Genomic DNA, 13,857 nt, shown 5'->3' with positions numbered 1-13,857 from the left:
AAGGATGCTGACGAATGCCGCGTATTGATGTGCCTGTATTACATCGTGGTTTGCGCCCTTTGTTCCGAGTCGCCCTGTGCAGCCAGTTGCTCTGGCCGCTGCTGGCGCTGGCCGACACGCCCTACGACGAAATGGTCCGCGATGCCCGCGCCGGGCATTACACGCCGGCGCTGACGGTATTGCGCCAGGTGCCGCCGGGGCAGGCGAGCGACGGTCAGATCAGCGATCACCTGCAAATCGCCAGTTGGGCGGGGTTCGACGCCGAAGTCATCAAGGTCTATGAAACCCAGGGCCGCGACCGCGTCTTGCCGGTGCAGGCACTGACCGCCACCGCCCGCGCCTATCGCAATCTCAAGCGTTGGGATCAGGCCACTGAGGTTTACAACAAGGCCCTGGCACGGGAGCCGGACAACGCCGACCTGCAACTGGGTCTGGCGCTGACTCAGGCCGACGCCGGCAAACCCGACGAAGCCGTGACGCGGGCCAAGGCGCTGGTGGCGGCGAAACCTGATGACCCTCCCCGCCGCCTCGCCCTGGGCTATGCCCTCGGTCGCGCCGGCAAACAGTACGACGCGCTGTTCGAATTCGATCAGGCGTTTATCCGCGCCGGCAACAAACCGGAAGTGGCCCGCGAATACGTGGTTGCCCTGCAAAAGGCCCGTCTGCCGGAACCGGCGCTGCGTCTGGCCCGGCAGCGGCCGGGGCTGATCGATGCGGTGACCCTGCGCCGTCTCGAAGGCGATCTGGCGGCCGAGCGTGTGCGCCTCGCCGAGCTGGCCACGCGCAGCGAAAAAGAACGCTACGTGGTCGCCGACCGCGCGCTGGCCGATTACGACAAATTGCTCGCGACCTGGGCACCCGATGCCACGGCCCATGACGACGTGACCCGCTGGCGCATCGACCGCATGGGCGCGCTCAAGGCTCGGGCGCGGACCGCCGATGTCATCGCCGAGTACCAGAAATTGCAAGCCGAAGGCGTGGCGATTCCGACCTATGCCTTGCGTTGGGTGGCGGCGTCCTACCTCGATCAGCGCCAGCCGGACACCGCCACCGATCTCTACCGTCAGGTGCTGTCGGCCGCGGACGCGGATGCAGGCGATCGGCTCGTCGACACCACGGCACTGTATTACGCGTTGCTCGAAAGCGACCGCGCCGACGAGGCGCGCAAGGTCGCTGAAGACGCGGCGAAAGCCCAGCGCCCGCGCGTCGAGCTCAAAGGTTTGCCGATCGGCAACCCCAACGATGAATGGATGGACGCCCAGCAACTGGCGGCGCAGGCCGGCACCTACAGTGCCGACCTGCCCCACGGCGAGGAGCGCTTGCAGACCCTGGTCAATCAGGCCCCGGGCAACCTCGGGTTGCGTCTGGCCCAGGCAGACCTGTACCTGGCCCGGCAATGGCCGCGCCGCGCGGAAAACCAGCTCAAGGAAACCGAGAGCCTGGCCCCCCGCGATGCGGGTCTGGAAGTCGCTCAGGCGCGCACGGCGATGGAACTGCAGGAATGGCGGCAGAACGATGCGCTGGTCGACGACGTGGTCGCACGTTATCCGGACAACCGTCAGGTCCAGCGTCTGGCCCGCGAACGGCAAGTCCATGACATGGCTGAGTTGCGCGTCGAAGCCTACGGCGGCAAGGCCAACGGCGGTGGCAGCACCGATGCCGGTGCCGTCAGCGGCAGCCGTGATTTCGGCATTCAGAGCACGCTTTACAGTCCGCCAATCAATGAAGACTGGCGCGTGTTTGCCGGCGCCGGTTATGCCACCGGGGATTTCGCCGAAGGCACCGGCCACCACCGCTTCCAACGGGTCGGCCTGGAGCGGCGCAGCCGTGACATGACCCTCGAAGCTGAAGTGTCGAATCACGATTACGGCTTTGGCGACAAACAGGGCGCACGCCTGGCGATTGCCCGCGACATCAACGACCACTGGCAGTACGGCGGCAGCCTCGAATACTTGTCCGCCGAGACGCCCTTGCGCGCGCTCAACAGTGACATCAAGGCCAATGGCGGCAGTGCGTTTCTGCGCTGGCGCGCCAACGAGCGTCGCGAATGGCGCCTGTCGGTGAGCCCGTCGCACTTCAGTGACGGCAACAACCGCGTCGAAGCTTTGCTCACCGGTCGCGAGGGCGTCTACAGCGCGCCGAACCTGCAGGTCGACGCCGGTCTGGAAGTCGGCACCAGCCACAACTCCAAATCCGACGACGTGCCGTACTTCAACCCGAAATCCGACTTCAGCGTGATGCCGCTGGTCAACGTCAATCACGTGCTCTATCACCGCTACGAAACCGCCTGGAGCCAGCAATTCCAGGCCGGCGCGGGCACGTACAGCCAGCGTGAGCACGGTACCGGTGGCATGGCGCTGCTCGGCTATGGGCAACGGTATGCCTGGAACGATGTGTTCGAGGTGGGCGGCCTGTTCAGCGTGATCAACCGCCCTTATGACGGTGACCGGGAAACCGATCTGCGTCTGCTCGTCGACCTGACTTTCCGCTTCTAGAAGAGTTTGAAGATGCCTCTGATTTCGCGTTTCATCCTTTTGCTGGGAGCGCTGCTGATCAGCGCCTGCGCCCAGCAAGCCCCGGCCTTCGTGCCGCCCGCCGAGCGGACCGTGCCGGCCAGTGAAAAACCGTGGCCGAAAAACCATGTGCTGGGCATCGCCTATCACGATGTCGAAGACCGCGACCCCGATCAGGCGGTGGTGGCGGTGCGCACCGAGCGCCTGATCGAGCAGCTCGCCTGGCTGCGCGAGAATGGCCACCAGCCGGTCACGGTCGATCAGATCATGGCGGCGCGCAAGGGCGGTCCACAGCTGCCGGCGAAAGCGGTTCTGCTCAGTTTCGACGACGGTTATGCAAGCTTCTACACCCGCGTATTGCCGGTGCTACGCGCCTACAACTGGCATGCGTTGCTGGCCCCAGTCGGCAGTTGGGTCGACACGCCGCTCAACCAGCCGGTGGATTTTGCCGGCACACCGCGTGCGCGTTCCGACTTTCTGACCTGGGAGCAGGTGCGCGAGATTTCCCAATCCGGGCTGGTGGAAATCGCCGCGCACACCGATGCCAACCACAAAGGCATTCTCGCCAACCCGCAGGGCAACCTGCAGCCCGCCGCTGCGACCCGACGCTACGATCCGGTCAGCAAACGCTATGAATCCGAAGCCGACTTCCAGGCGCGGATTCGCACCGACGTCAACAACATCTCGGAGAAAATCCGCAAGGCCACCGGGAAACGACCGCGAGTCTGGGTCTGGCCATACGGTGCGGCAGACGGCACGTCGCTGGCCGTGGTGGGCGAGCAGGGCTATGAAATGGCCCTGACACTGGATGATGGTCTCGATGCCCTCGACAACCTGATGAGCGCTCCGCGCTTCCTCGTTGCCTCCGACCCCGACGGCGAGCATTTCGCCAACAGCATCGTCTCGGTGCAGGCCGAATCGGCCATGCGCGTGGTGCATGTCGACCTCGACAACGTCTACGACCCGGACCCGGCGCAGCAGGACATCAACCTCGGCAAACTGGTGCAGCGCATGGCTGACATGGGCGCCAACACGGTATTTCTGCAAGCCTTCGCCGATCCCAAGGGCGACGGCCTGGTGCACTCGTTGTACTTCCCCAACCGCCACTTGCCGGTGCGTGCGGATCTGTTCGACCGCGTCGCCTGGCAACTGCGCACCCGTGCGCATGTGAAGGTTTATGCGTGGATGCCGGTGCTCAGTTTCGAGCTGGATTCGAAGCTGCCACGCGTGACCCGCTGGGATCCGCAAACCGGCGTCACGTCAGTGGATCCGAGCCAGTACAAACGCCTGTCGCCGTTCAATCCCGAGGTACGGCGAATCGTCGGGGAAATCTACGAGGACGTGGCGCGCCTGGCCTCGGTCGACGGCATCCTCTACCACGACGATGCGCTGCTCTCGGATTTCGAAGACGCCAGCCCTGACGCCCTGAAGGCCTACGCTGCTCAGGGATTGCCGGGCTCGATTGCTGCGCTGCGTGACGATCCGGCGGCGATGCAACGCTGGACGCGCTTCAAGAGCCGTTACCTGATCGACTTCACCAACGAACTCACCGCCAGGGTTCGCGCGATTCGCGGCCCGCAAGTGCTGACCGCGCGCAACCTGTTTGCCGAGCCGATGCTCAATCCCGACAGCGAAGCGTGGTTCGCGCAGAACCTCGATGACTTCCTCGCCACCTACGACTGGACGGCGCCGATGGCCATGCCGCTGATGGAAAAACAGACCCGGGAACAGTCCGGCCCATGGCTGGAAAAACTGGTGGAAACCGTCAAGCAACGTCCGGGTGCGCTCAACCGCACGGTGTTCGAATTGCAGGCACGGGACTGGACGCAGAAGGATCAGGCCGACATCGATGGCGCGCAGTTGGCGGACTGGATGGGGCGTCTGAAACGTCTGGGCGCGACCAGTTTCGGTTACTACCCGGACAACTTCCTCGACAACCTGCCGGACCTGAAAACCGTCAGGCCTGCGCTCTCCAATAAATGGAATCCATAACATGCTGGATAGACTGCTGGCCCTGCTTGTTCTGGCGATTGTCCTCGGTGTGCCACTGGGGCTGATCTTCCTGCTCACCGGGCAGTTCCTGATGGACTTCGTGTTCTTCTATCCGTTGTTCATGTCCGGGCTGTGGATTGCCGGTGGCCTGTATTTCTGGCTGCACTGGGAGCGTCACTGGCCCTGGAAGGACGACACTTTGCCGCCGCCACTGGAAGGCGAGCCGCTGATCTCGATCCTGATCCCTTGCTACAACGAAGGCGACAACGCCGCCGACACCATTCATGCGGCGCTGGCCCAGCATTACCCGAACATCGAAGTTATCGCGATCAATGACGGCTCCAGGGACAACACGGCCGAAGTGCTCGACGCCCTGGCCAAGGAGGACCCGCGTCTGCGAGTGCTGCACCTGGCGGAAAACCAGGGCAAGGCTGTCGCCCTGCGCATGGGCGCGATTGCTGCACGCAGTGAATATCTGGTGTGCATCGATGGCGACGCATTGCTGGCGCCCAATACTGCGGCTTATCTGGTCGCGCCGATGCTGGATAATGCCCGTCTTGGCGCGGTGACCGGCAACCCGCGAATCCGCACACGTTCGACGCTTGTCGGGCGGGTGCAGGTCGGCGAGTTCTCATCGATCATCGGCCTGATCAAGCGCACGCAACGGGTGTTTGGGCGGATCTTCACCGTGTCGGGAGTGATCGTCGCGTTTCGGCGTACCGCGCTGAACCGCGTGGGCTACTGGAGCCCGGACATGATTACCGAAGACATCGACATCAGCTGGAAGCTGCAACTGGATCACTGGAGCATCTTCTACGAACCGCGCGCGCTGTGCTGGATTCTGATGCCCGAGACACTGGGCGGGCTGTGGAAGCAGCGTCTGCGCTGGGCCCAGGGCGGCGCCGAGGTGCTGTTCAAGAACATTCGCGGCATCTGGCAGTACCGGCACCGTTACCTGTGGCCCTTGCTGTTCGAATATTGCCTCTCGACCGGTTGGGCGTTCACCTTTTTGCTGTCGATGATTTTCTGGGCCGTGGGCAAGTTCGTGGTGATGCCGGACGCCATTGCCGTGGATCATCTGATGCCGCCGGCGTTTACCGGTTTGCTGCTGGCGTTTGTCTGCCTGGTGCAGTTCGCGGTGAGCATCGTCATCGACCGTCGTTATGAGCCGGGCCTGGGCAAGACCATGTTCTGGGTGGTCTGGTATCCGCTGGTGTTCTGGCTTGTCAGTCTGCTGACCACCTTGGTCAGCTTTCCAAAGGTTCTGTTCGGCCAACATCAGAAACGTGCGCGCTGGGTCAGCCCTGACCGGGGTATCAAACCGATTGGCGACGACCAGGAAGAGGTCATCAAATGAAAATTATCCGGACTCGTCAGCGGCCATTTCTGGTGGTGATCGATGTCATCCTCACCCTGCTGGCATGGATTGGCTTGTTGTTCTTGCTGGTGCGCGGGCTCTGGCCGCTGATCGAAACCCACGCCGGCGGGCCGCGTATCGACAACTCGGCGTTCGAAGCGCTGGGAACCTTGCAGGTCTATCTCTGGGTGGCGCTGGTCAACGCGGTGATTCTGATCGGCTGGGCGCGTTATCAACAACGAAAAAGCCGCAGCTTCGCCCAGCGCCGTTTGCCATCGCCAGTGATTGACGACCAAGGGTTGAGCAAAAGCTTCAAACTGTGCGACGAGCGTTTCCAGAAGCTGCGCACGCCGGGGGTGATGACCATTCACAACGATCAGGACGGTGACATCAGTCACGTGGAAACGCATTTCTGGCCGGTGCAGCCGGAGCAATTGCCGCCGCCCCTGGCGCCGCTACAGCATCCGCGGGTGATCTTTGTGCATGCCGAGAAAGACGACAATCGCGAGCCGCTGAATCCGCTGGCCTGATTGATACGACAGCGGCGCCCTGTAGGAATCAATTTCAGGCCTGAATCAGCGTCCAGGCCTCTTTCATCCGCAAAGGTTGCTTCATCCGCTCGGCCAGCAGCGCCATCGCGCGTTGCTTGTCACATGCCACCGCCGCGACGACGAGGCCGTTGTTCACGAACAGGCCAATGAACGGCGGTTTCTGCGGCTCGCCGCTGAACTCGACCTCGTTCCATTCTTCGGCATGTCCGAGATAGTCGTAGTTCTTGCCGAAGTGGTTCGTCCAGAAAAACGGCACATCCAGATAATGTTCCTCGCCGCCGAGCATGTTGGCAGCTGCGATGCGCGCGTGTTGCTGGGCCAGGCGCCAGTGCTCGATGCGTGTTGGCTGACCACCCAAGGGGAACGTGGCGATATCGCCGACGGCCCACAGCCCTTCGCATACGCGCATGCCATCGTCGACGCGCAACGACTGGTCGTCTTCTTTGGGCAACGACGCGAATGCCTCGGTGGCCGGATGAACGCCGATACCGGCCAGCACCAGATCCGCGGCAAGCCGCAGCCCGTTGTCCAGCAACACCGCCTCGACCTTGTCCTCGCCGAGGATTTGCGTGGTTTCATGGCCGATGATGAACTTCACGCCGTGCTCTTCGTGCAATGTGCGAATCGCTTGACCCACCGCTTCGCCAAATTGCGCGGCGAAAGGCGTTGCATGCCGCGCCAGCACCGTGACGTCGAGGCCGTGCTGGCGCAGTGCCGACGCACATTCGAGGGCGATGAAACTGTCGCCGATGATCACTGCACGTTGGCCCGGCTTAGCGGCACTCATGAGCTGTTCGGCGTGGGCCTTGGAGCGCAGAACGAAGACGTTGGCCAGCCCGGCACCGGGCAGTTGCAGCGCATTGGGCGCGCCGCCGGTGGCGAGCACGGCGGCGTCGTAAGGCAGGGTGCCGCCGTTGTTGAGCTTAAGGATTTTGTCTTGCGCGTCGAGTGCGCTGACTTCGCCTTGCAGCCGTTCGATGCGCTGCGCTTGATAGAACGCCTCTTCGCGCAGGTGCGGGACGTCTTTCGGCGACATCTGCCCGGCGAGAACGAATTTGCTCAGTGCCGTGCGGTCGTAGCCGGGATCCGCTTCGCCGTCGATCAACACGATGCGCCCGCCAAAACCTTTCTCCCGCAGGGCCGCGGCGCACGCGGTGCCTGCCGCTCCCGCGCCGACCACCACGAAGGTGCGCGGATCGTCAGCCGGCGGGGTGTGTGGATCGGGCAGGGGCTGGTCATCGACCCAGACGTCATCGCCGCGCAGCTCCAAAGGATAACGCTTGAGGCTGTCGAGCGACGGCGGCTCGCACAGGCCGCCGTCCTCGGCGCGGAATGCGGCTTTGTGCCAAGGGCAGATCAGCCTTCCATGACACAGCGCGCCTTCCGCCAGCGGGGCCCCGGCATGGGGACAGAGGCCTTGAAACGCACGCAACTGGCCGTTGGCACGCAACAGAACGATCTTGCAGTCGCCGATTTCGACTTGCAGGCCACGGTCTTGCGGGACATCGGTGAAACGGGCGACACGGTGCAGGGACATCGTTGGCTTCCTCGCAGGCAATTTCTCTTGTGAGTTTGCGTGGCTGCGCGAGGTTCAGCCATTTGCCACTGCCACGGCACGAACGGTACCGCTATAGTTTGCAGGCCGACGACGGCCCCACTGCACAAAGGTGCTCCCGGAAATGACCCGATTGACCTCTCTCAACCCTTGGCTGGCGGCCGTTGCCGTCGCCCTTTGCGTGCAGTTCCCGGCGCAGGCCCAGGAGCGTTTCACCCTCAGCATCCCGGGCGTGTCCGATAACCGCCTGTTCACCTCGGCGGCGGCCAGCGATGCGCCCGGTTGCGGCGGCAAGAACCAGTCGCCGGCGCTGAGCTGGAACGCAGGCCCTGCCGGCACCCAGAGTTACGCGATCGTCATGCACGACCCGGACGGCCAGAAAGGCCTGGGCGTCGATCACTGGATTCACTACGGCATCAAAGCCGGCACGCGCCAGATCGCGGCCGGTGTCGGTGCAAAATCCAGCCTGGAAGGTGTCGGCGGCACCAATAGCAAGGGCAACACCCATTACATGGGGCCGTGCCCGCCGGTGGGCGACAGCGCGCACCATTACATCATTCAGATCTACGCGCTGGATCTGGCCCCCGACGCCTTGCCGGCCGGGTTGACCCGCGCCGAGCTGATGGAAAAGATCAAAGGCCATGTGCTGCGCAACAGCAGTGCGGTGCGGCGTTATCACCGCTGATCGGCTGACCACACCGCGTGCAGCCTGTGGCCCACGCGGTGAGATTGCATTTGCTCGATGACCGCGAGCACTCGCCAGGTGCGTCGACACGCGCCTGGTGCCTTCCCGGGTGCGGCCACGGTCGCCACCGCATCGCGCCGATGGCGATGTGCGCTACCCTTTGCAACGGTTCAACCCTGAACGCTGGAATTTGTCACCCGGCCTGCTGAAGATATCGGGTGCCAGGCTAGCGACGCATGTTCATGGAGAACGCCGTGCCGACCACTCCCGGCACGTGGCGTGACGACTGAAAACGCCCATTGCTGATGACGCTTTTGCCCGACGGTATCGGTACGATGCCCGAGCGTTGGCATGGATGGCCGAGTGCAAGCGCTGGCCTCGAGGTTTTGACCTCGACGGGCGAGCGCAGTACCTAACGCACCAGGATTTGAAGCGATTGAGCATGAACCCAAGTAAAGATTCGACATTTGCCTACCAGGCTGTTTATCGCTATCTCGTCGAACTGATCGAAGCCGCCCATCCCGAAGGCGAGCAGAAACTGCCGTCGCTGCGGCAATTGGCGCAGCGTTTGAACGTGTCAGTCTCCACGACCAAATATGCCTATTCCCTGCTCGAGGATCAGGGGCGGATCTATGCGCGCCCCAAGCTCGGTTATTACACCCGGGCCATGCCTTCGGCGCTGGTCAGCGAGGGCTCGCCGAACCTGCTCGACAGCGTTTTCGCCAGTGCCCGGCAGCCCGGCATGCTGGCGCTGAGCAGCGATGCACCGGCGATGCTGCTGTCGCTGGAAAACCCGCTGCTGATGACCGAGCGCGAATTGACGCGCCAGTACCCGCGTTCCCACGCGCCGCTTTATCAGCCCTTTGGCGAGACCGAGTTGCGCAGCGTTCTGGCGGATCGCTACACCCGCTCGACGCGCTGCTACTGGCGCGCCGAGCACGTGTACATCGGCTCGGACCTGCGCAGCGTGCTGGAGTTATCCCTCGAAGCGCTGCAACTGACCGGCACCGTGGCGCTGGTGGAGTCGCCGTGTTCCTGGGCGATTCTGCGCCAGTTGCAGGCCGCGCGGATCCGCGTCATTGAACTGCCGTTGGGCGACGATGGGCGCTTTGACTTGCCGCAACTGCAGCTGTTGTTGCAGCGCGAGCCGATCAGCGTGGCGGTGCTGTCGTCGACGGTGAATATTCCCCATGGCAGCCTGATGCCGGGCGAGGACAAGAAACTGATCTGCCGCTGGCTGGCGGAACGGCGCATCTGGCTGTTTGAAAACGACAGCTACGGCGAGTTCTGTTTCGCGCCGGGAGCGACGCGCTACCGTGATTTTGCCGACCCCGAGCGTCTGGTGGTGTTTTCCACCTTCGACAAGATTATCGGTTCGGAAGCCCCCTACGGCTATGTGTTGAGCCGGTTCCAGGGGCCCGAACTGCATCGGCTGTTTCTTGAGCGGGCGTTCCGCTTGTCGCCGATCCGGCAAAAGGCGATCGCGCGCTTGTACACCACGCGCCGGATCGATCAGCACACGCAAATGTTGCGCAGTCTGTTGGTCGGCCGCATGCAGCGTATGCAGGAAATGCTGCACGAACACACCGACGGCCAGTTGCGCATCGTCGCCCCGCTGGGCGGCGCCGCATTCTGGGTCGAAGCGACGCGGCCAGTGAACATGCGCCGGGTGTTCGAGCGTCTGTTGGCCAAACGCATCGTGATTGCGCCCGGCGAGATATTCAGTCAGCAGGGCGCATGGCAGCATCACCTGCGCCTGAGCTACACCCTCGACTGGAGCAAGGACATTGCCCACGCGTTGAAGATGCTGACTCAGGCGATTCACGATGAGAGCGCCGTGTCCGCCGCTCAGTCGACGCCATAGCAGTGTCGGGCCTCGGGGAACGTGCCCTCGCGCACCTGCGTCGCAAAGGCGTCGCAGGCCTGAGTGATCAGGGCGCCGACATCGGCGTACTGTTTGACGAAACGTGGCACGTGCTCCCCGCCCAGGCCCAGCATGTCCTCGGTCACCAGCACCTGGCCGTCGCATGACGGCGAGGCGCCAATGCCGATGGTCGGCATTGGCGACAGCTCGGTCACCCGCCGCGCGACACCTTCGGCAACGCCTTCGAGCAGCAGGCTGAAAGCGCCGGCGGCAAGGTGCGCGCGCGCATCGGCTTCAATCGCCTGCGCCGCCGTTTCGTTCATGCCCTGTGCCTTGAAACCGCCCATGGTGTGAACGTATTGCGGCATCAGGCCGATATGCGCCATCACCGGTATGCCGCGCTTGACCAGAAACTCCACGGTTTCGGCCAGCACGGCGCCGCCTTCAAGCTTGATCGCGTCGCAGCCGGTCCGTGCCAGCACCTGCGCACAGTTACGGTAGGCCTGTTGCGGCGACTCCTGATAACTGCCGAAGGGCATGTCGGCAATCACACACGCCAGGCGCGTACTGCTGACCACCGCGCGGGTGTGCGCAATGATTTCATCCAGGCTCATGTCCAGGGTCGACGTGCGGCCGTAACCGACCATGGCGGTGGAATCGCCAACCAGGATGAAGTCGACGATCGGGTCCATCAACTTCGCCATATGGCTGGTGTATGCGGTCAGGGAGACGATTTTCTGTTGTCCCTTCATGGCGACCAATTGCGGCACGCTCAGTCGTTTGGTTCGGGTATGCAGGCTCATGCTCTCTTTCCTTTTCAAGCCCCGTTGGCGGGGTTGTCTGTGGTTACAACCAGTCGCGTTCCCAGCCTCGCCACGCGGCGTGATCGGCCTCGATACGCGCGGACAGCGGGTGCAACAGAAACACCGCACCGGGTGAACTGTTCAGGTCAATGGTGGGCGTAATCGCTGCCCCCTCGGCGCGGCGGAATCTGACGTTATGAAAACTCGCCAGGGTTTCCAGGCGTTGGCGTGCCTGGCCCTGCGCGAACAGACCCGAGCGATGGGCGATCAGGTTCAGGCACCTGGCGTGTTGCAGCAGCCGATAGCGCTTGGACCATTGGCCCAGACGCGCAGGCGCCAGATAGCTCAGACAGGTCAGCGCGACCTGATCGTTTCCAGTCGCCGCTTGCAGGGCAGGCGGGCAGGCCAGCCCGGAAAGCCGCGCGCCGGTTTCCAGCAGACGCGGGCCGTCGGCGGTCAGAATCAACTCGGTGTGCGCCGGGCCATGGACGATGCCCAGTGCGTCGAGTACGCCCTGCACGTACTCGATCAGCTGTGGCAATTGCGGGGCGTCGGCTGGCAGCAGGTCCTCGCAGTCATAGATCTTGCGACCATCAGCAGCGAAGGTTTTCGAGCTTTTCCATACGTCCGTAATCCAGTGCTCGCCCTCATGACTGACGCTGTTGATCACGTACTCGTCGCCGCTCAGGTATTCCTGTAGCAGCAGCGCCTGGTTGTCGAGCATCATCAGGTTGGTCGACCCGAGAATCGTTTCGACCGCAACCTGCAACTCCAGCGCGTCGTGGCAGATGAACACGTTGTCGGAGCCAGCACTGTCCAGCGGCTTGGCGACGACGCTGGCGCCGCCACGCGCCTTGAACCAGGCGAGCGCCTCGGCCATCGAGCGGGTGCGCAATTGCGCCGCCACCGGCAGTCCGGCCTGAGCGACCTGCTCGGCCATCAGCGATTTGTCGCGGCGGGCCGCCGATGTTGCCGGGTCATTGCCGGGCAGGCCGAGGCGGGCGGCGAGCAAATCGGCCAGCTCGACGCCAAATTCACTGCCAGTCAACACCGCCGCCGGCTGGTGCGCGGCGAGCTTGGCAATCAGCGCTTCCAGGCCTTCGTCGGCGACGCTGTAATCGGCGACGAACAGCTCCGTCGGGCAACTTGCGGCAAACGCCGCCGGCATCTGCGCGCGGGAGCGTACATGCAGCAAGCGCCGCTCGCCGGCCAATGCACGGGCCAACAGGGCACCCGTGGAATACGCGTCGACCAGAATGAACGGCGCGAGGCTGGAATCAATGCAAGGGTTGGTCATAACGATTCACCGTGTAATGCAACATCTGAAACAGTTCGCTGGAACTGACGCCGGGGCCGTTCAGCGACCCGCCGCTGCCACGCGGCAACGGCAGGCCGCCGGTATTGCCCCAGCGCAGCGCACCGCGGTCGTCGATGCGGGTGGTGGCGCGTCCGGGGTTGTCCGGATGCAGGCAATAAGGGATGTCGAGCAAGCCGCGAGCGAATGCCTGAATCAGCGCCAGACCAATGTCGGCATGCAGGTCCAGCACGGTTTCCACCAGTCGTCGCGCTTCGAAGAGGGTTTGCTCGTAATAGCCAGCGCCGCCCGCGTCCATCGCCGGCAGTTCCCCGGCCGCCGCTTCGGCCGCCATGCGCAAGGCATCGAGGTTGTCGTCGACACTGGGGATTTGCCGCGATTCGGCGACGGTCTTGACGATCAGCCGTTCGCAACCGGCGGCCTGAGTCAGGCGCGCGCTGTCGCCAATCAAACGGCGGGCGCCGTGCTGTGTGGTCGGAAAGACGCCCATGTAGGAATACACCACGACATGCCAGTGGGCACCGTCCAGATAGTCGGCGGCCAACTCGCGTAATGCCTGCAACGCGCCGAAGTCCTGCTCCAGCGAAGTGCCCTGGGCGTAGCTGAGCGAAACACTGCGAATCCCGTGCTGGCGGAAGAACAGCGCTTCGAGCAGGGTCATGGCGACCAGCAGCGACGGCGGGCACAGCTGCCCTAGCAGGCAGCCACCGAAACTCTCGATGTGCGCATGCTCGGTCGCGTCGGCCAGTAACCGGCAGCTGTCGGCCCAGGCGCTGACCGCCTCGGCCAGCGGCAAGCGGCTGTAAGGCATGCAATACGACACCGGGCCGCCTTCCGTAGCGTCCAGCCCCAGGGCTGCGAGGCGCTGGAATACGTTTTGCGGTTTGGCCGTGCCGTGGCGGATCTGGATCGGAAACTGCGCACCGTACAGCCCGGCGAGCATGCTGCGCACCGCTTCAATCGGGTGGCTGATGATCGGAAAACCGTTCATCGGCGCAGCACTGTTGAGACACTGCAAGGCGCTCTGGTAATCGCCGACGCGGGTGTAGCTGTCCAGGGTGATGGTGCCGATGGCCGCGCAGGGCAGGTCGGCGACACTGGCCAGCCCGGCGCGCATCTGCTGAAGGGTGCCAAAGCCCATGCGCGGTTGCACCACCAGTTCGCCGCGGGCGCGGGCACGCTCGATGAACTGCTCAAAATAGCCGCCGCAAGACGTGGTCAT

10 protein-coding genes are annotated in these 13,857 nt (G+C 63.7%); 6 read left to right on the top strand and 4 right to left on the bottom strand.

What is annotated here, in order from left to right:
• Positions 1 to 14: 14 nt before the first annotated feature.
• The 4 genes from pgaA to pgaD are packed head-to-tail and all read left to right on the top strand — an operon-like array spanning position 15 to position 6,392.
• Positions 15 to 2,495, top strand: a complete 2,481-nt coding sequence (gene pgaA / locus HU743_RS23995; protein WP_186651615.1) for a poly-beta-1,6 N-acetyl-D-glucosamine export porin PgaA — start codon at positions 15 to 17, stop codon at positions 2,493 to 2,495.
• A 12-nt stretch (positions 2,496 to 2,507) separates the two neighbouring features.
• The gene (pgaB, locus tag HU743_RS23990; protein ID WP_186651613.1) at positions 2,508 to 4,505 is read left to right on the top strand and encodes a poly-beta-1,6-N-acetyl-D-glucosamine N-deacetylase PgaB; all 1,998 of its coding nucleotides are present in this window, start codon (positions 2,508 to 2,510) and stop codon (positions 4,503 to 4,505) included.
• 1 nt (position 4,506) lies between these two features.
• Complete coding sequence (gene pgaC, locus HU743_RS23985; RefSeq protein ID WP_186651611.1) at positions 4,507 to 5,862, top strand: poly-beta-1,6-N-acetyl-D-glucosamine synthase; 1,356 nt, start codon at positions 4,507 to 4,509, stop codon at positions 5,860 to 5,862.
• Entirely contained in the window at positions 5,859 to 6,392 is a 534-nt protein-coding gene (gene pgaD, locus HU743_RS23980) for a poly-beta-1,6-N-acetyl-D-glucosamine biosynthesis protein PgaD (protein WP_186651609.1), read from the top strand. The genes pgaC and pgaD overlap by 4 nt, the downstream gene beginning before the upstream one ends.
• A 34-nt stretch (positions 6,393 to 6,426) precedes the next feature.
• Here the strand turns inward: pgaD and HU743_RS23975 are convergent, their stop codons facing one another.
• Positions 6,427 to 7,950: an apoptosis inducing factor family protein gene (locus HU743_RS23975; RefSeq protein ID WP_186651607.1), complete on the bottom strand. Its 1,524-nt coding sequence runs from the start codon at positions 7,948 to 7,950 to the stop codon at positions 6,427 to 6,429.
• A gap of 142 nt (positions 7,951 to 8,092) precedes the next feature.
• On the opposite strand from HU743_RS23975, the gene HU743_RS23970 reads away from it, so the two are divergent.
• A complete protein-coding gene (locus tag HU743_RS23970) occupies positions 8,093 to 8,653 on the top strand; it encodes a YbhB/YbcL family Raf kinase inhibitor-like protein (RefSeq protein WP_186548649.1) in 561 nt (186 codons plus the stop codon).
• Positions 8,654 to 9,095: 442 nt separating this feature from the next.
• Entirely contained in the window at positions 9,096 to 10,517 is a 1,422-nt protein-coding gene (locus HU743_RS23965; protein WP_186548647.1) for a PLP-dependent aminotransferase family protein, read from the top strand.
• On the opposite strand, the gene panB is transcribed toward HU743_RS23965, so the two are convergent.
• From panB to HU743_RS23950, 3 genes are read right to left on the bottom strand one after another with little or no spacing between them, the layout of a single operon-like run.
• Entirely contained in the window at positions 10,502 to 11,320 is an 819-nt protein-coding gene (gene panB / locus HU743_RS23960) for a 3-methyl-2-oxobutanoate hydroxymethyltransferase (protein WP_186651605.1), read from the bottom strand. The two genes, HU743_RS23965 and panB, sit on opposite strands and share 16 nt — an antisense overlap.
• 43 nt (positions 11,321 to 11,363) lie before the next feature.
• Positions 11,364 to 12,617 (bottom strand): ATP-grasp domain-containing protein, encoded by a 1,254-nt coding sequence (locus tag HU743_RS23955; RefSeq protein ID WP_186651603.1) that lies wholly within the window; start codon positions 12,615 to 12,617, stop codon positions 11,364 to 11,366.
• Positions 12,598 to 13,857 (bottom strand): methylaspartate mutase, encoded by a 1,260-nt coding sequence (locus tag HU743_RS23950; protein WP_186651601.1) that lies wholly within the window; start codon positions 13,855 to 13,857, stop codon positions 12,598 to 12,600. The genes HU743_RS23955 and HU743_RS23950 overlap by 20 nt, the downstream gene beginning before the upstream one ends.

Source organism: Pseudomonas sp. SWRI99 (assembly GCF_014270125.1).
GTDB classification, from domain to species: domain Bacteria; phylum Pseudomonadota; class Gammaproteobacteria; order Pseudomonadales; family Pseudomonadaceae; genus Aquipseudomonas; species Aquipseudomonas hamedanensis.
This window is presented reverse-complemented; position numbering and strand designations above follow the sequence as displayed.